The sequence below is a fragment of the Pedobacter punctiformis genome, assembly GCF_027213715.1.
GTDB classification, from domain to species: domain Bacteria; phylum Bacteroidota; class Bacteroidia; order Sphingobacteriales; family Sphingobacteriaceae; genus Pedobacter; species Pedobacter punctiformis.
Map to the genome: position 1 here is coordinate 17,166 of NZ_JAPWGM010000007.1, position 18,757 is coordinate 35,922.

Below are 18,757 nucleotides of genomic sequence, written 5' to 3' on the forward strand. Positions count from 1 at the left end.
CATAACGCTAATTAAAAGACAACTTATAACAAACATATACAATGAATACCAATGTAATTAAAATACATAAAGATGAATGTATTCATTGCCAGGTAAAATCAAGCCTGTCATTCGGCCCACTTGTGGCCTATTTAAAAGGAAGGCTAATTACTGAAAAATCTGTAAAATCTGAATTTTACAGGTTTTTATTAGAAAAGATTGAAAAAGAAGATGCCTTGCTTGGCAATATCAACGCACAAAAATTATCAAAACATAAAGATACACTTGAATTAATTTTTACAATACTTACGCCGTTAATGGCGAATGAGAACGATATGTTCTGGGCACTGAGTACACCTGTACCAGATGAAATATTTTTCAGCACCAACGCATTTTATAATTTTTTTAAAGATCACGATCCAAAAAGTAAAGTTAAAAAGGATGATGAGCCTGTAGAGAAAAAACAAAAGAAATTTATTTACAATTTAATTCTCGACCGCTTTTATAATTTCAATTCTGTACTTAAAAATGAAATTATTTATGCACACCTGAATCCGGATACGGCTTTAACACAGTACTATAATATTCATACTGATTTACAGTTTGTAGATGTTTTCTACAAAGGCGATTTACCTGAACTTAATTTTGAAGAGCTTGCCCAACACTTTCAGGAAGGAAATGAACTGGAATACCTGGATGAAAAAATTCCTTTAGAGAATATAAGTTTCGAAGGATTTACGGTAATTTCTATAACAGATGTAACCACTCAGCATGCTATTGATGGTATTCGTGATGCGTTGGTAAATCATAACTATCAAAAAGAAGCTTACAACCATGTAATGCATGCTTTAAAAACCTTAGGTGGAAATGGTCAGCTGGAATTTGGACTGATGCCTTTTTTAACTGTAAATAACAAGCTGGTTTTTAATGACGGCGACTTTTCTCAAAGTATGCTCATCAATTCAGCTAAAGCAGCTAATCTGGAAGAAGAAATTTTTTATTCGCTGGTTGATAAATACAAAGAAAATCCAAGGTCTATTTTTGTAACCGCTATTAATGACGATCACGTTAAAAAAGATCCGATTTTAAGGGTTTTAAAAGAAGCAGGTGTAAATTCATGGTCTATTTTGCCGGTTTATTACAATTCGCAACTGGCCGGCGTGCTTGAAATTTATTCTAAAAAGGAAATTGTTGTTGATGATAAATTACTATCACGTTTACGTCCTGCAATTCCATTAATCGGACAGCTGTTTCAATATAGTATTGAAGAATTTAGTGCGAAAATGGATGATGTGCTGATGGATAAGTTTACGGCTTTGCAACCTTCGGTACAATGGAAATTTAATGAAGCTGTTTGGCGTTTCCTTCAGCAAAATAAAGGCTTCCATAAACTAAAAGAGATAGAAACGGTTACATTTAAACACATGTATCCACTTTTTGGAGCTATTGATATCCGCAATTCAACAATAGAGCGGAATAAAGCTTTAAAAGACGATATGGAGGTTCAGCTGGGCAGTTTAGTACGCACGCTGAAAGAACTTCGAAAATTTGTCTATTTAGAACTGACTGATAAATTACTTTTCAATTGTAAAGACTGGATTAAGCGCATCAGTAATTTTGCTTCATCAAACGAAGAAATGTTGCTGAACGAGTTTCTGGAAAGCGAAGTTTATCCATTTCTGTCTATTATGAAAATCAATTACCCGAATACCGCGGAAACGGTAAACCGGTATTTTGAAGATATTAGTGCCGAAGCCGGTGCTGCATTTGAAAACAGAAGGAAGCTCGAAAATTCTATGCAACTGATTAATACAGAAGTTAGTCAGTATCTGGAAAGAGCACAACAAAATTTACAAACTTCTTATCCTTGTTATTTTGCTAAATTCAGAACGGATGGGGTAGAATACGACATTTATATTGGACAGGAGATAGCACCGGATAAGCCTTTTGATTTATTATACCTTAAAAATATTCGTTTGTGGCAATTAACCTCAATGGTTGAAATTGCCCGTCTTTCTAACAGTTTAATAGGAGAGATGTCGAAGCCATTGGAAACGACGCAATTAATTTTTATTCATTCTAACGCCATTGATATTAGTTTTAGAAATGATGAACGTAGATTTGATGTAGAAGGTGCCTATAATATTCGTTACGAGGTGGTCAAGAAAAGAATTGATAAGGTTCTTATTAAAGGCACTAACGAACGTTTAACCCAGCCGCATAAAATTGCCATGGTTTATTTTAATGCGGATGAAGCAAAAGAGTACTCGGAATACATTAAATATATGCAGGATCAGGGCTTTTTAAATGATGACCTTGAACAACTGGATTTAGATGAACTACAGGGTGTTTCTGGTTTGAAAGCACTAAGAGTAGGTGTGAAATATTTAGAAGAGAAAAAAACAAAGATTAAAGCAAAAGAAGTTTTAATTAAAACAGAGCAGCTTTTACAAAGCTCAAATTAATAAAAAAGGTTCCCGGTTTACCAGGAACCTTTTTTATTTGTGGTTTATTTAATCCTTAATTTCCCGCTTTTAAACAGATCAAAAGCAGCCTGGTAATTTGCAATTCCCTGATCGGTAATTTCCTTTGGCAATTGAGCTGGCTTTTGTTCATTTTTAGCTTTATTGTACAGGTAAGTATCAACTTTATGCTGCGGACTTAAAATAACCAGACTGTCACCTTTCATGTAAACCAGTTTTTGATAAGTTCCTAAAAATACTCTTGGCTGATATTGCTCATCGAGTACATTTTTACCAAAAAACTCACTGGTATAATTCCAGCCCAATAAATTCCATAAAGTTGGAAAAAGATCGACCTGAGAAGTCATTTTACTAATATTGGTCTTCGCAACATCTTTCAGGTTTAAAATCATACACGGAATCTGATATTTCGAAATGTCAATTTCATTTTTTCCGGCACTGCTGGCACAATGATCAGCAACAATAATAATAACCGTATTGTTAAACCAGGGTTTGTTTTTAATCTGATCAATAAAATTTCCAATGGCGTAATCCGTGTACTTTACAGCAGCCTCTCTGCTTCCGGCAGGTAAATTAATTTTATTGGCGGGAAAAGTAAATGGTCTGTGGTTAGAAGTCGTCATAATGAAATTATTAAACAGTTTATTCTGCTTATATTTTTCATCTGCATCTTTAATAACCACATTAAAAATATCTTCATCACAAATGCCCCAGGCATTTTCAAAAGTTACCTCATTATCCTGAATAAGTGTTCTTTTGCCACCATAAGTTTCATCAAGCAGTTTGCGGCCACGGTCTACAATATCGTATCCATTGTTGCCAAAAAAGTGGTTCATGTTATCAAAATAACCATCGCCACCATAAAAAAATGTATTGGTATAACCGTTTTCTTTAAAAACATGACCTACCGTAAAAAGATTCTCATTATCTGTTCTGCGTACAATACTGTTGCCTGGTGTTGGTGGAATCGCCAGTGTAAGCGCTTCCATTCCCCTCACTGTACGGGTTCCGGTGGCATACATATTACTAAAAAATAGGCTGTTATTGGCAAATGAATCCAATCTTGGTGTAATATGTTGTGTATTGCCAAAGTGCTCCAGAAAATCAGCACTTAAACTTTCCACCGTAATCATAATTACATTGGGCTTATATGGCGTACGGGTAGACTGGATTGTTCTTTTAATCGTATTTTTAGAATGATCGAAAACAGTTCCGTTTTCATAAAGCTCTTTCTTAACTAAATCGTAAGCTTTTGTGCTGTCAATTAAGCTGTAAAAATCTAAATAGTTTAATTCATTGTTTTTAAATGCAGCAAAGAACGAATAAATCCCTGCTTTACTGAGTTCATTTGTATACCTGTTATTTCCACTTTCTGCCCAACTGTTTTTAACGATTACTGCAAACAGGATGGCAGGTACAATAATTAAGGATGAAATAAGTACACGATTCTTAAAGGCAATCTGGCTGTTAAAACTGTTTTTAAATAATTTAAATTTATGGAAAGCGAAGGTAACTCCAACAGCCAGCAACAGCATCCCTGAAATTAGCAGAGGCAGCGGGTAAGATTCGTTAATATTATGAATTACCTCATAAGTATAAATTAAATAATCAACAGCTATAAAGTTAAAACGGCTTTCAAATTCCTGCCAAAAGGTTAATTCTGCGAAAAAAGAAAATAAAGTAATCAGCAGAAATATAAAAAATAAGCTATAAGTAACGATCTTATTCCATTTTTTGTGGTAAAGCCTGTTCGGAATAATTAACAGGTAAAGGGCATAAAATGAAACCAAAAGTAAGCCTGTTCCAAGGTCAAAAAATAATCCGGTTAAGTAAAATTTAATGATTTCAAGTATTTTAAAATCGGTATGCTGACAGGCAGAAATAAATAAAATGCTCCGGATGATAAAAGAAAATAGAATAAAATAGCTTAAATATCCCATTAAAATGGAATATCTGCTTTTAAATAATTTGGTCATTATTGTTGTTGAAAATTTGCGCAAGTTAGTTACATAATCTGAAGAAAAACTGAAGTTATCTGTTAATTTTAAAAGGCCATTTTTTTGCATAAAAAAAGCGGTCAGTAAATGCTGACCGCTTTTGGGGTTAATTTGCGTGTTTTTATTTGTTTAAAGCAATTTCTTTATCTATTGCGCTAATGGTTTCTGTTGGGCTGATGTTTGTTTTTAACGCTGCAAACTTATCTATTGTAAGAGATGGTGTTTTATCCATAATTAAAGTATGGTTATCAGTAGAACCGCTTAATTTTAAGTCTGCATGATCTTTAATTACAGTATATAAGCTTTCAGTGCTGGTGTTGATTTCTGCATGTGCATTGCCATTTAAAAGAATCTGAAGGAATTGAGTTTTTAATTTACCTTCTGTTTTAACTACTGCATTATCAGCAGCTTCAATTCTGTAAATATTGTTTACATAAACAACCAGTTTGGTTAAACCTTTGCTTTCTGAGGTAATTCTAAGAATGTCTCCGTCTTGCATTACAGTTGCGCTTCCGGTATTATCATCCGCATAACTTACGCCGTCAGTTGATCTTTGTACTAATAAAACTTCTACGTTTCCTTTTACAGAAACTCTCTTAACGTTAACAGGGGCTGAAATTTTTGCAGGTTTTGCGTCCATTGCAGAAACACTTGTAGTGATTAAAGCTGTTGATAAAACAATAGCTGTTAATGATGATGCGATTAGGGTTTTGATTGAGGTTTTCATAATATTTTAATTTATTAATTTATTGTTATTGAGTGATTTGTATGCTTTCTGAAGCTTTCGTAAATAAGACGCCGTTAGGTTCAAAACGTTGCAGCCTAACCCTCACTTTTATACTATCACTATAAACTAATCGACGAACAGGCGTAATTCAAAGACGAAAAATTTAGAATATTAAATGAATTGTAAAATAAATTAAGATTTATGCTGAGATTATTCTTTTTATTATATTTAAAAGAAAATTTAATTCAACTTAATTCATGAAAAAAAAGGTTGTTCTTGTTCAGGATAATGAAGAAATCCTGGAAATTATGGATCAGGTATTAGAGGAGGAGGGATTTGATGTAACCCCATCTTTAACAACCGAACCTATAAAAAATATTGATAAGATTGATCCTGATGTAGTTGTGATTGACGATCATATTAAAGGAGAGGTTAAAGGATCGAAAGTTGTAAAAGAACTTAAAAATGATCCCCAAACAGAAGACTTGTCTGTTGTTTTAACCTCTACATCTGATAAATTACCACAACAGGCAAAAGATTGTAATGCCGATGATTATATAGAGAAACCATTTGATATCGATCATATGGTTGATGTAGTTAAACGCAATGCAGAATAATTTCAGTTAAAATCAAATTATGGTAAATCTATATAGATGGGTTTACCTTAATTTTTTAATTGCTCTAAACTCCTCCATAAAATATCTGTGTAAATCCATATACAGGCTTTATAAAACCCTAAACACTTGTAGTCTAAATATTTTAGTATTTATTTTAAATTAAATCAATGTTATACTTCTTATTACTAATATAATTAGTATTTTTGTTTTGATTTAAATTGAGCTTATGATACAGGTAAATGATTTTTTATATGGAAAAATGGAATTTCCGCAAGTTATTGCTGATTTGCTGGAAACAGATGCTTTAAAACGTTTGGCTGGTGTTCATCAAAGCGGAGCTATTTTTTTAGTAAATCCTGATATTTGTCATTCCCGTTTGGAACATGCAACCGGAGTAATGATGCTAATTAAAATGCTTGGTGGTTCGGAGTTGGAGCAGATTGCAGGTTTGCTTCATGATGTTTCTCATACTGCTTTTTCGCATGTTGGAGATTATGTTTTTGATCATCAGGACGAAGATTACCATGAGACAATATTTACTCAGGTTATTGAAAATTCGACTATTCCCACTGTTTTAGCCAGGCATGGTTATCGGGCAGATCAGATTATTAATGGAGAATTTAATATTTTGGAACAAGCTCTGCCGTCACTTTGTGCCGATCGTTTAGATTATACATTACGTGATGGGATTTACGGTGGTATTATAAGCCGGCAGCGGGCAAAGGAATTTTTGAATGCCATTACTTTAAAAAATGGGAGAATAGCGGTTACAGTAGAAAAAGAGGCAACCTGGATTAATGAAACTTTTGAAAAACTAAATCAGGAAGTATTTAAATTACCGCTACATTTATATGCAAATGGTAAAATGGCCGAATTGATTAAGGGGTTTTTGAAGAAAGGGTTGCTGATTAAAGAAGATTTATTTAAAACTGATACCCTTTTATTAAATAAAATCCGAAGTAATTTTGAAGGTTATGAAGCAATAAAATCTATTAAACAATTGAAAGGGTTTGCCGAATTTATGCGTCACGGTGCTGTACCTAAAGTAAAAGTAAGAAGTTTACAGGCACTTTTAGTTTAAAAATTTGATTTTTAAAAACACAATTAGCTTTTTTAACGTACATTGTAAAAAAAATAGAATATGTCTGCAATAGAAATTATTTTAATCGGAGTTGTTATTCTGCTAATATTTGGAGGTAAAAAAATACCTGAACTAATGCGTGGAATAGGAAAGAGTGTTAAAGAATTTAAAGATGCAAAAAATGAACCTCCGGTTAATTAATAGTCTGATTTAAAACCTTCTTTAAATTCTTCTGTTTTAGTTTTATAATCTTTTCTAAAATGAACACTAAAAATGACCATAAAAATAAATTGATTAAAACAGAAGAAAAGAAATCAAGCGGACTTGATCTTTGGAATGACCGCTTAGATGAAAATCTTGAATCAACAGACCATAAAGACCTTGCTGCTGATGAAAAGGCTAAAGCTTTTTCAGAGAAATTTGATCATCATCATCAATCTAAGCAGTAAGATGCTGTCTTCACACTATGCAGACTTGCTTAAAATTGGATAATGTTCTTCGTTTGAAGCTAATTCGTACTGGATAATGATAATATTAATGTGACTTAAAATGCTTTCCAGTTCATTAATGTCGTAAAATGAACTATTAAGTTTATTAATATGAAATTCAAGTTGTTTTTTATCAAAATTATCCAACCGATACTTTAACACACTATAAGCATCGTTTATGCAGTTACAAAGATGTTTTCTTAAAAAGAAAAATGCATTTCTGAACTCCAATTGTAACACTTCAAAATTTTCTTTTGCATTTTGAAAATTATAAAATGCTTTTTCAGCAGTAAAATAAAGTAATAAATCAGATTGTTCTCCTATCCGGGCTGGATAAATTTTGTTTAGCAAGCATCTGTAAGCATTCATAAAAATAGTATTAATACATTAATCAAACTGGTTCTTATCTTATTTACAAGATGGGATGCGTTGAGTTTCAAAATATTTTCTAGAAATACATTGAAATTCAATACTTACAGGGATAAACTAAATTAACATTAAGGTGAAATAAAATCTCTTTTTTTACACCAACCTATCAGTTTTTTACACGAAACCGTATTTTTCTGAGCCGAAATTGTTAAATTTTCTTTGCAGGTATTTCTGTTACCTGTCTTTAATAGTATATTGCATTTATAATAATCTATATCATGTATTGTTTTTGTATAACTAATGGTCGATGAATAAAATTGCATTATTAGTTCTTGGTTTTATTTTTATTCTGTCAAATCGTGCTCTCAGTCAAAATATTTCTAATGAGGGTACCGATTTTTGGACTGTATTTCCAACTCACGTAGAAAGCGCATCAAACGCTCTTGCAAAAATCAGGATTTACGTTACTTCAAAAACTACATCAGAAGTTACTGTAAGCTGTGGAGTTTATACCAGTCCGGCAACAACAATACCTGCAAATACCAGGGTTCCGTTTGATATTCCAAGAACCAATGCATACATAGATTTAAGTGAGCAAAATACCATTTTACCCAATAGAGGAATTCATATTAAAGTAACTGACGGTAAACCAAAGGTTTCTGTTTATGCACATATTTATGCAGGAGCACGTTCTGCTGCAACCTTAGTTTTACCTTTTGAAACGTTAGGGCAAAATTATTACTCCGTTAATTATACTCAATTGGCTAATGGGAACAATTATCTGGCTGTAGTTGCCGTTGAAGAAAATACATCTATTATTATCCACGAAAAAAATGGCAATTTGATTCATAAAACATTGACTAATATAGGTGATGTTTATGAATATGTATCCGGATTAAATGATTTAACAGGGGTATATGTAGAGACAGATGCCAGCACTTCATCCTGTAAAAGATTTGCGGCCTTTTCAGGTACATCTAATACTGCAATTGGGGATTGCTCTTTGTTAAGAGGATCTGATCCACTCTATCAGCAATTATATGCTATTTCAAGTCTGGGAAAAACCTATGGAGTTGCGCCATTTCATAACCAATCTTATTTTTACCGGGCACTTGCTGTAGTTGACAATACTAAAATTTATCAGGACGGTGCTTTAGTTGCTACTTTAAACAAGGGCGATTTCTTTACTTCTCCACGATTGGCTTCCGGTGTTTTTGTAACGGGAGACCAAAACTTTTTACTGGCTCAATATATGTATTCTGCTAGTTGTGCAAACCCAAGTGGAGGAGCAGTACCCTATGGAGACCCTGATATGGTGATCTTGAATTCTGTTGAGTTTAACATTAATAATATAACCGTTTTCTCCTCCAATGATGAAAGAATTTTTGAGAAGTATATTAATGTTTTAATTAAAACCAATCAAACCGCTTCTTTTAAAATTAATAATACTGTCCCTCTTGCTACCTGGATACCATTAAATGGTAATCCATTATTCTCCTATGCACAAATTGCAGTTTCTGATGAAAACTTAACGCTAACCGCAAACGACGGTTTTAATGCAATTGCATATGGATATGGTGATTTTGAATCTTATGCCTATTCTGCCGGCACCAATTTGGCTTCAAATAACTATCTAACGGTTATAAACGAATCAAGTAATGAGGAAAGTGCTAATGGTTGCGTAAATCAGGCCAGCGATTTTAAAGTGAATTTACCCTATGAAGCAGATCAGATTACCTGGTCTTTGGATGGAGAAACTCCGCTCGTATCCGGATCTAATCCTCCGCACGAAGTGAAAGTAATTAACGGGCAAACCACTTATGTATATAAATATCCCAATACACTAACTTTTACGTCTCCAGGTCAGCACAGATTTGTTGTAACGGCACATGTACCACAAAACGTATCCAGTTGTCAAAGTGGAGATTTAACAACAAATTATATATTTAACATTTATGAATTGCCTACGGCAGATTTTGAACCCGTAACTTTAAGCTGCGAAACAAACGAAATAACCTTTATAGATAAAAGTGATCCTCATACCACTGATTTTGGGATTACAAGCTGGTTGTGGGATTTTGGTGATGGTACTGCACCTTCAACAGCGCAAAACCCCAAACATACTTATACCCATGAAGGCACATATTCCGTAAAATTATCTGTAAAATCCGGAATGCTCTGTTCTTCTGATGTTTTTAGTCAGGATGTTGTGGTGAGCCCATTACCGGTTTCAAATTTTACCAGTCTGGCAAAAGCATGTATCAATACCAGTTATTTAATTACGGATCAATCTACCATAAGCAGTTTAAAAAGTCCAAATAAAATTGTAAAGTGGCACTGGGATTTTGGCGATGGTTCAGCGCCGGTTGATAAAACCGATGGAACACCTTTTAATTATACGTTTACCACTTTGGGTGACAAGGTCATCACTTTAACAACAACTTCTGAAAAGGGTTGTGTAAGTACACCTTTTCAAAAAAGAATTATAGTATTTGATTTGCCTCAGGCCAATTTTACCTTGCCAGATATTTGCTCTGCCGATGTCGCGGCAACTTTTATTAATACTTCAACAAATGCAACAGATGCAAGCGGAGGATTTACTTATAAATGGGATTTTGGAGATCCGGCAAATGCCAGCACAAATACGTCGACAACAAAAGATGGCAGGCACCAGTATATTAGCCCGGGGCCTTATACTGTAACTTTAACCATAACCAACAGTAATGGATGCGAGTCTGTAAGTACGCAGTCATTTGTCGTTAACGGAAGGGTGGATGTTGCAGATTTTACGGTTCATAACCCTGATAATTTATGCAGCAATGCCGATGTGGTTATAACCAGCGGGTTTACAGCTTTAGTTGGTAAAATTGTTAAAATTGAAATTTATAAGGATTATAAGGCAGGAGAGGCAAACGAGATCACAAAAACAATTTTATATCCAAATAACACAGATAATATTAATTTATCTTATGACTCATTTGGTGGAACGGCATCAAAGACTTATACAATCAGAATTGTTGGTTACACCGGAGATAATAGTCTTTGTATTAAGGAGGTAACAAAAGAAATTACGTTGAAACCTGCTCCGCAAATTGTTTTTGACGATATTCAATCGATATGTGAAAATCAAGGTTCAGTAATGATTACACAAGCGAATGAAACATCCGGTTTTGCTGGCCATGGCGAATATAGCAGTGATGGGAATGGAATGTCGGCGGATGGAACATATGATCCAAAAGCCGCTGGTGTAGGTTCGCACAATATTACTTACACTTATATAGGTGATAATGATTGCAGCTCTTCCATTACAAAAAGCATACAGGTTTTTAAATCGCCGACGGCGGATGCAGGTAATACACTTTATATTTTAGCCGGCGGAGAAATCAGGATACCTGCAACAGCTGAAGGCTCAAATCTGACTTATAAATGGACCCCTGCAGCAGGGTTGAATAATGATGCTGTTTTGAACCCCATAGCTTCTCCTGATCAGGATACTCAGTATAAACTCGATGTGCTTACCGATGAAGGATGCCCGGCAACAAGCTATGTGTTGATTAAAGTATTGCAGGCTTTAAATCCTCCAAATGCATTTTCTCCAAATGGCGATAATGTTAATGATGTTTGGACAATAAATTATTTAGATAGCTATCCTAATGCTACCGTTGAGGTTTTTAACAGAAATGGAAGCCGTGTTTTCTTTAGTAATGGATATAAAGTGCCTTTTGATGGAAACTATCAAAATGAACCACTTCCTGTAGGTGTTTATTATTACCTTATAAACCCAAGGAATGGAAGAAAAACAATAAATGGACCACTTACAATAATCAGATAAAATTGAAAAAATATACATTAATATTTCCATTCTTGATTATGTATTTTTCAGGTTTTGCCCAACAGAAACCTCAATATACTCAATATATTTTTAATCAGTATTTGCTTAATCCTGCACTGTCAGGCATTGAGAATTATATCGACTTTAAAATGGGTTACCGTAAGCAATGGGCTGGCATAAATGATGCACCGCAAACCTCATTTGTATCTGCTAACTGGGCACTGGGAAATAATCAGCTGTGGAGTAACGCCCTGACTTCTTTTCCGGAGCAAACCGGAAGCCCAATGGATCGTAATTATATGCAAAACTACATGTCTTCGCCATCGCACCACGGAATGGGCGTTACAGCAGTTTTAGATAAAACAGGGCCATTATCCCGTTTGGATGTAAATGTTACGTATGCTTACCATTTGCAATTAAACAGTGATTTTAACTTATCGGCAGGAGTTGGTGCAGGGCTTTCCAGTATATCTCTGGACATTAATGCCTTAACTTTTAATAATCCAACTGATCCGTCTATTCCGAGGGTTTGGTCAAACCAATTAAAACCTGATCTGAATATTGGATTGTGGTTGTACGGGGCCAGGTTATTTGCAGGTATTTCAGCACAGCAAATTCTGCCTCAAAAGCTAAACCTAACAAACGATAATGCTTATAATAAAGGTAAAGAAGTACCACACTATTTTGCTACCGCTGGTTATAAGTTTTTTGTAGATGACGAAATTGCGACGATTCCTTCTATAATGGTTAAATATGTGCAACCTGCACCGGTTTCTGTAGATTTAAATGTGAAGTTTGCTTTTAAAGATAAAGTTTGGCTGGGTGGAAGTTATCGCAAAGACGACTCTTTTTCTGCAATGGCCGGATTTAATATCGGGAAAATGGTGAATTTGACCTATTCTTATGATTTTACAACTTCAGAGCTAAATCAGGTTAGTAATGGCAGTCACGAAATTGTATTAGGCCTGTTGCTAAACAATATTTATAAAGTACCTTCCTATATAAAAATGTGGTAGTTCAGCTATTGGCTAACAATTTTTAGCAAACCGCTAACCATCAATTGAAAACGATTGATTAAAGTTCCTTTCTTAACCTGGCAACAGGAATATTCATTTGCTCACGATATTTTGCAACCGTTCTCCTGGCAATGTTATATCCTCTGTCTTTTAAAATTTCAGTTAATTTTTCATCTGCAAGTGGTTTGCGCTTATCTTCATTTCCAATACAGTCTTCCAGAATTTTTTTAACCTCTTTGTTGGAAACCTCTTCACCGTTTTCTGTCTGAATGGCTTCAGAGAAGAAAGATTTTAATAAAAATGTCCCAAATTCTGTTTGTACATATTTTGAGTTGGCAACCCTCGATACTGTTGAGATGTCCATATCAATTTTATCGGCAATATCCTTTAAAATCATAGGGCGCATTTTGCGTTCATCAGCTGTTAAAAAATATTCGTACTGATAGTGCATAATGGCATTCATGGTTTTAAGCAAAGTTTGCTGTCTCTGCTTAATTGCATCAATAAACCATTTAGCCGAATCTAATTTTTGCTTAACAAATTGTACCGCCTCTTTCAGTTTTTTATCCTTAGAAGAAGCTTTATCGTAGTGCTCAAACATTTCCTGGTAAGACCTGCTTACTTTAAGTTCGGGAGCATTTTTTGAATTTAAGGTTAATATCAAGATGCCATCATTATTACTGATGTGAAAATCAGGAATAATTTGCATCTGTTTGGTTGTAACCTGATTCGCATCACCCGGTTTAGGGTTTAAACGCAAAATTTCATTTACAACTTCTTTCAACTCTTCACTATCCAACCCTAAACTTTTTTCAAGTTTATCGTAATGTTTACGGGTAAATTCATCCAGATAGTTCTCTACAATATTAATGGCTTTAACAATGATCGGATTTTGAACATCCTTTCTTTTCAATTGTATAAGCAAACATTCTTTTAAATCTCTTGCACCAATTCCGGGAGGATCGAAACTTTGAATCAGCTTTAACATTTCCAATACGTCCTCTTCTTCAACCATCACATTTTGAGAAAATGCCAAATCGTCAATCATCGAACTTAAAGGACGACGTAAATAGCCATCATCATCTAAACTGCCAATAATTTGCTTACCCACTACAAAATCCTCGTCAGATAGAGGGATAAGGTCTAATTGTTCCTGTAAACTTTCAAAAAATGTACTTTCAATGGCTATTGGAGTTTCCTTTTTTTCTTCGTCATCGTCGCCATTATTGTAATTGGTACTGTAATCGTTGGTGCTGTCATCCTGTAAATAATCATCTACATTAAACTCGTCCATGCTGGTATCTTCAGAGGATTGTTCGTAATCATCCGGACCATCATTTAAATCGTCATATTCGCCCTTTGGTTCATCCTGAGTCATTAAACTAGGATCTTCAAGAGCGGGGTTCTCTTCCAGTTCTTCTTTAATCCGGGTATCTAAAGCAACAGTCGGCACTTGCAACAACTTTATAAATTGTATTTGTTGCGGTGATAACTTTTGTAATAATTTTTGTTGTAAATGTTGCTTTAGCATAGTTAAATTAAAAGTATTTCGCAAAAATAAACAAATGATCTCAGATATTCCTCAGAATTAATCTAAATGCTTTCGATATGATTGGTTAAAATATTTTTTAAACGTTTGTAATCAATTTTATGTTTGTTACTTTCGTAAATAAATTGATAAAAAACTAAACTATGGGATTTGTAAAAGAATTTAAAGATTTTGCTATAAAAGGCAATGTCATCGATTTGGCTGTCGGTGTAATTATTGGTGCTGCATTTGGAAAAATTGTAAGCTCATTGGTAGAAGATATTATTACTCCAGCTGTATTAGGGCCTGCACTTAAAGCAGCAGGACTAGAAGATCTGAATAAACTGACCATTGCTGGCACAGCAATTAAGTATGGTAACTTTTTATCACAATTAATTTCATTTATTATTGTTGCTTTAGTTTTATTCGTCATTATTAAAGCAGTTAATAAAACGAAAAAGAAAGAAGTAGAAGCACCAGCTGCTGATCCGGTTCCAACTAAAGAAGAAATTTTGTTGACCGAAATTAGAGACGTACTTAAGGCGAAAGCTTAATTCATAATTTTTGTAACGATAAAGATGCTCCCGGCTTTATCGTTACCTTAATTTAAAAACTTCTCTTTACTCCAGGGTCGGTAAGGATAATGTAATCACCAAGATTAGAGAATTTATTCCAGTCAGGATGATCAAATCCTGCGTCAGAGAATGAACTAATATTTAATGTGCGTAATTTTGGGGCATACTTTTGTAGCTTGGCCGCTGTTCCAAGTTTTTCATCACTATGGAAACGTCCGTTTAATTGCAAAACTTTAAAACCTTTATTTTCTTTTAAAAACTTGGCAATAGACCAGGCCATAGTTGCATCCCAAAGATTTTGGGTTTGATAAATTTTCATGGTTCCCATACTGTGGCCACCTAAAGTCTCTATAAATTTTTCGTTATATCTTCCTTCAGCCGTATCAATTGGTAATGGAGGTAAAAACTGTACTGATGTTTTAGGTAAGCTTTTTAATGCAGATAATCCATCTTTTGTTACGGCATTGCTATACCTTGTTGCTGCATTTGCACCAATAACAGTTAAATTATTTTGTTTGGCATATTCAATCATTGGTTTATAGTCTTTATAGTTGCCCCAGGCTCTGCTTTCCTTAATAAAGTTCTTTTCCGAAATTGACCCGGCAATATATTCATTTATAACCGGCTGAACATCCGTGTGAAACATTTCCATGGTTAGAGCCGTTTGTTTAGGGTATTTCTCATTGAGTTTTTTAAATAATTCTGCTTCCAGATAATGCCCGATAGAATCATTATGATCTTCACCAAAAAATAAAACGTCTGCTTTAGCCATATCCGAAACAATGTTTTCGAGGGTAATGATTTGGTGTTTTTTAACATCATATATTTTATAATGTACACTAATATCCTGTGCGTAAAGCCCAACTGGAACTATAAAACTGATGATCAATAATAGAAATTTCATGACCTCAAAATAGTAAAATAATTTTCACCGATGAAATCAGTCGATTTACCGCCGTTTGTTTAAGTCTTACGGATAACGCCTCGCGTAATCTGTAGTTTATAAATACATTTGAATATTAAATGATTGCACAAATGGAAAATTCAAATAATAATAATAATTCAGGCAGGGCATTAAGTGGTTTGATAATCGTTTTTGTTGGGCTGGCTTTCCTGTTGAATAACATAGGGATGGGGCTACCACATTGGGTGTTCAGCTGGCATACACTTTTACTGATAATCGGTATCTTTATCGGGATTAGACGTCAATTTAGAGGCGCAGGATGGCTGATTATGGTCTTAATTGGCGGATATTTTACCTTAGATGATATCGCTGGAATAGATTTTGATTTTTCTAAATATGCTTTAGGAATAGGCTTAGTTATTTTGGGCGGATTTCTGATTTTCAGACCTAAATATTCTTTTAAAAACAGAGGCAGGTTCAGAGATCGTTTCAACCAAGAGTTTAATGATCCTAATGCAGATACAGGAACTTCTCAAAACCTGGATCAGGATATTAATAACAATGATGTTATAGAGGTAGTTTCTGTTTTCGGCGGCAGTCATCAAACCGTTTATTCAAAAAACTTTAGAGGAGGAGATATTACAGCTGTTTTTGGAGGCGCAGATATCAATTTAACCCAAGCCGACTTTAATAATACAGTTAAACTTGATGTAACCGCAGTTTTTGGCGGTATAAAATTAGTAGTTCCACAAAACTGGGCAATCAAATCAAATGTAACAGCCATTTTTGGTAGTGTGGAAGATAAAAGATCTCATGTGATGCCACAAGGAGAGATTCAAAAAACGCTGGTTTTAGATGGTACAGCAATGTTTGGAGGGATCGAGATAAAAAGTTTTTAAATCCTTAGCAATGAAATGGTTCGCAGTAAATTATGTTTACCAAATTATATGTGGAGAAGGTAAACACACACCTCAGTTTAATGAGCAAATACGGCTGATTAAAGAAATTGATATTAAAAGTGCTTTTAAAAAAGCAAAGATGCTGGCGACAGAATACAACAGTTCGTTTAAAAATTTTTTAAATGAAAACGTAATCTGGGAGTTTGTAGGGGTAGGTGGAATTGCTGAGATCGTTGAACCTGGAGAAGGCGTAGAAATAAGTTCGGTAATTTTAGAACCTGTATCGGTTAAAGATTACCTTGAAAAAATAAAGCACAGAAATAAATTGCTAACAGAAACTAACTAAACAGCTTTGACAACTAGACCGCTATCTGTACCACAAATACAAAAAATATCTGCAGCACTTGCCATTGCCTGGATGGTTCTGTGCGCTGCCGGCCTGCACTATTTTATTAATTTTTCCTGGCTGATTTCTTTTACAGATAGCTTTACAAGCAATTTTTTACTTGCAATAGCCTGCGTAAGCATTAGTAACATGCTGGGCTATTATCAGCCTAAAAATGAACGGATTTTATATGTATTGATTGTAACACTGGCCTTATCGCTTGTTATTCTTTTTGCCGCAAAATACATACTGCTTTACATTTTTGCAGATTATAAAAACTACATTGATTTTTATAATTTCTCATTCTCTTTTCGTGGATTAATTTCGTTTATATGCCTGGGATGGTGTGCCTTAGCTAATATTTTATGGTACCGGCTGGAGGAGCAATCAGAAATGCAGTCGCGACTTTTAGCTGCTCAAAACCTGGCTAAAGAGGCCGAGTTGAACAAGTTGAGACATCAATTGCAACCACACTTTTTATTTAACAGTTTAAATTCTGTATTCGCCCTAACCATGGTTAACCCAAAAGAAGCAGGCGTTATGATTACCAAGCTGGCTTCTTTTTTAAGAGGTACCCTAAAACGGGATGATGAATTATGGGTATCTGTAGAAGAAGAAATGGAGTATATTCAGCTTTATCTTGACATTGAAAAAGTAAGATTTAGTCATCGGTTAAATATAGAGGTTAATGTAGATGAAGATACCCTTAAACTTTGCTTGCCTGGTACATTATTACAGCCAATAGTAGAAAATGCTATAAAATTTGGCCTTTATAATACTTCATCAGGGATTACGATAAAAATTGATGTAACCGTTCAGGAGCAAATTTTGAAAATAAGGGTGCAGAATCCTTTCGATCCTGAAATGAAAGCTGCAGGAGGAACAGGTTTTGGTTTGACAGCGATAAAAAGAAGATTATATTTGCTTTTTGCAAATACAGATTTACTGCAAACCGAAACAGAGGCAAATAATTTATATATTACCACTTTAAAAATTCCTCAAAAAAATGATCAGAACAATACTAATAGATGATGAACCTCTGGCCAGGGATATTGTAAAACATTATCTTTCTGATTATAATGAAATAGAAATTATTGCCGAATGCAGTGATGGCTTTGATGGTTTAAAGGCAATTGCTCAGCACAAACCTGATCTGATTTTCCTGGACATTCAAATGCCTAAAATTAGTGGCTTTGAAATGCTTGAACTTGTAGATAGTAAACCAGCAGTTATTTTTACCACCGCTTTTGACGAATTTGCAATAAAAGCTTTTGAAGTAAATGCAGTAGATTATTTGCTTAAGCCGATAGATAAAACCCGTTTTGATCAGGCCATGCAAAAATTGCCTTCCAGGTTAAACCAGTCTGAAAATACCGAAGCTGTTTTGGATGCAGCAGCACTAAGCCCGGCGCAAAATAACCGGGTGGTTGTTAAAAAAGATGGTGTAATTAAAATTATTCCTGTAGCTGATATTCATTATCTGGAAGCCGATGACGATTATGTGAAATTAAGCACCGCTGATGGTATCTTTTATAAAAATAAAACAATGTCTTTCTTTGAACAAACACTTGATGCAGGACAATTTATAAGGATTCACCGTTCTTATATTATCAATCTGGCACAGGTAACTAAAATAGAGCTTAAAGAAAAAGATAGTTACGTGGTATTGTTAAAATCTGATATCTGGCTACCCGTTAGTAAAACTGGTTATATTAAACTGAAGGCTGCACTTGGTTTATAAGTACATTAAACAGGGTAAAAAGCATTAAATTTTATCATTAGAAGTCAGGTTGGGGTGGGAGTTCCGGAATAATTACTACATTTGCCTTTCAATAAAAAATAAAAACAAAAGAGACTTGCATTTATAAACGAATAAT

General features: G+C 34.3%; 17 protein-coding genes. 12 read left to right on the forward strand and 5 right to left on the reverse strand.

Annotation, left to right across the window (positions count from 1 at the left end; translation table 11 throughout):
• Positions 1–41 precede the first annotated feature (41 nt).
• A complete protein-coding gene (locus O0955_RS17055; protein ID WP_269428772.1) occupies positions 42–2,444 on the forward strand; it encodes a GAF domain-containing protein in 2,403 nt (800 codons plus the stop codon).
• A 44-nt stretch (positions 2,445–2,488) separates the two neighbouring features.
• On the opposite strand, the gene O0955_RS17060 is transcribed toward O0955_RS17055, so the two are convergent.
• A complete protein-coding gene (locus tag O0955_RS17060; protein ID WP_269428773.1) occupies positions 2,489–4,438 on the reverse strand; it encodes an LTA synthase family protein in 1,950 nt (649 codons plus the stop codon).
• Between the two features lie 142 nt (positions 4,439–4,580).
• A complete protein-coding gene (locus O0955_RS17065; protein ID WP_269428774.1) occupies positions 4,581–5,186 on the reverse strand; it encodes a GIN domain-containing protein in 606 nt (201 codons plus the stop codon).
• A 257-nt stretch (positions 5,187–5,443) separates the two neighbouring features.
• Between O0955_RS17065 and O0955_RS17070 the strand changes: the two genes are divergently transcribed.
• The 4 genes from O0955_RS17070 to O0955_RS17085 all read left to right on the forward strand — a co-directional run bounded on the left by O0955_RS17070 (position 5,444) and on the right by O0955_RS17085 (position 7,333).
• On the forward strand, positions 5,444–5,803 hold the full coding sequence (locus tag O0955_RS17070; RefSeq protein WP_269428775.1) for a response regulator: 360 nt from the start codon (positions 5,444–5,446) through the stop codon (positions 5,801–5,803).
• 226 nt (positions 5,804–6,029) lie between these two features.
• Positions 6,030–6,884: an HD domain-containing protein gene (locus O0955_RS17075; protein WP_269428776.1), complete on the forward strand. Its 855-nt coding sequence runs from the start codon at positions 6,030–6,032 to the stop codon at positions 6,882–6,884.
• A 60-nt stretch (positions 6,885–6,944) separates the two neighbouring features.
• Positions 6,945–7,085, forward strand: coding sequence for a Sec-independent protein translocase subunit TatA/TatB (locus O0955_RS17080; protein WP_269428777.1), 141 nt, complete (start codon positions 6,945–6,947; stop codon positions 7,083–7,085).
• Positions 7,086–7,144: 59 nt separating this feature from the next.
• Positions 7,145–7,333, forward strand: a complete 189-nt coding sequence (locus O0955_RS17085; RefSeq protein WP_269428778.1) for a hypothetical protein — start codon at positions 7,145–7,147, stop codon at positions 7,331–7,333.
• Between the two features lie 15 nt (positions 7,334–7,348).
• On the opposite strand, the gene O0955_RS17090 is transcribed toward O0955_RS17085, so the two are convergent.
• Positions 7,349–7,741, reverse strand: a complete 393-nt coding sequence (locus O0955_RS17090; RefSeq protein ID WP_269428779.1) for a hypothetical protein — start codon at positions 7,739–7,741, stop codon at positions 7,349–7,351.
• 307 nt (positions 7,742–8,048) lie between these two features.
• Here O0955_RS17090 and O0955_RS17095 point away from each other — a divergent pair, with 307 nt between their 5' ends.
• Together O0955_RS17095 and O0955_RS17100 are read left to right on the forward strand one after the other, a co-directional pair.
• Positions 8,049–11,573: a PKD domain-containing protein gene (locus O0955_RS17095; protein ID WP_269428780.1), complete on the forward strand. Its 3,525-nt coding sequence runs from the start codon at positions 8,049–8,051 to the stop codon at positions 11,571–11,573.
• A 2-nt stretch (positions 11,574–11,575) separates the two neighbouring features.
• Positions 11,576–12,589 carry a PorP/SprF family type IX secretion system membrane protein gene (locus tag O0955_RS17100; RefSeq protein ID WP_269428781.1) on the forward strand — a complete coding sequence of 338 codons (1,014 nt, stop codon included), beginning with the start codon at positions 11,576–11,578 and terminating at the stop codon, positions 12,587–12,589.
• A 58-nt stretch (positions 12,590–12,647) separates the two neighbouring features.
• Here O0955_RS17100 and rpoN read toward each other — a convergent pair whose 3' ends face one another.
• Positions 12,648–14,120, reverse strand: coding sequence for an RNA polymerase factor sigma-54 (rpoN, locus tag O0955_RS17105; RefSeq protein WP_269428782.1), 1,473 nt, complete (start codon positions 14,118–14,120; stop codon positions 12,648–12,650).
• 161 nt (positions 14,121–14,281) lie between these two features.
• On the opposite strand from rpoN, the gene mscL reads away from it, so the two are divergent.
• Positions 14,282–14,671, forward strand: coding sequence for a large-conductance mechanosensitive channel protein MscL (gene mscL / locus O0955_RS17110; RefSeq protein ID WP_269428783.1), 390 nt, complete (start codon positions 14,282–14,284; stop codon positions 14,669–14,671).
• A gap of 52 nt (positions 14,672–14,723) precedes the next feature.
• On the opposite strand, the gene O0955_RS17115 is transcribed toward mscL, so the two are convergent.
• The gene (locus O0955_RS17115; protein WP_269428784.1) at positions 14,724–15,596 is read right to left on the reverse strand and encodes a ChaN family lipoprotein; all 873 of its coding nucleotides are present in this window, start codon (positions 15,594–15,596) and stop codon (positions 14,724–14,726) included.
• Between the two features lie 131 nt (positions 15,597–15,727).
• On the opposite strand from O0955_RS17115, the gene O0955_RS17120 reads away from it, so the two are divergent.
• From O0955_RS17120 to O0955_RS17135, 4 genes are read left to right on the forward strand one after another with little or no spacing between them, the layout of a single operon-like run.
• Positions 15,728–16,495: a LiaF transmembrane domain-containing protein gene (locus tag O0955_RS17120; protein WP_269428785.1), complete on the forward strand. Its 768-nt coding sequence runs from the start codon at positions 15,728–15,730 to the stop codon at positions 16,493–16,495.
• Positions 16,496–16,505: 10 nt separating this feature from the next.
• On the forward strand, positions 16,506–16,841 hold the full coding sequence (locus O0955_RS17125) for a DUF4288 domain-containing protein (RefSeq protein ID WP_269428786.1): 336 nt from the start codon (positions 16,506–16,508) through the stop codon (positions 16,839–16,841).
• Positions 16,842–16,847: 6 nt separating this feature from the next.
• On the forward strand, positions 16,848–17,912 hold the full coding sequence (locus O0955_RS17130) for a sensor histidine kinase (RefSeq protein ID WP_269428787.1): 1,065 nt from the start codon (positions 16,848–16,850) through the stop codon (positions 17,910–17,912).
• On the forward strand, positions 17,887–18,621 hold the full coding sequence (locus O0955_RS17135) for a LytR/AlgR family response regulator transcription factor (RefSeq protein ID WP_269428788.1): 735 nt from the start codon (positions 17,887–17,889) through the stop codon (positions 18,619–18,621). Before O0955_RS17130 ends, O0955_RS17135 begins: the two co-directional genes overlap by 26 nt.
• The last annotated feature ends 136 nt before the right edge of the window (positions 18,622–18,757 follow it).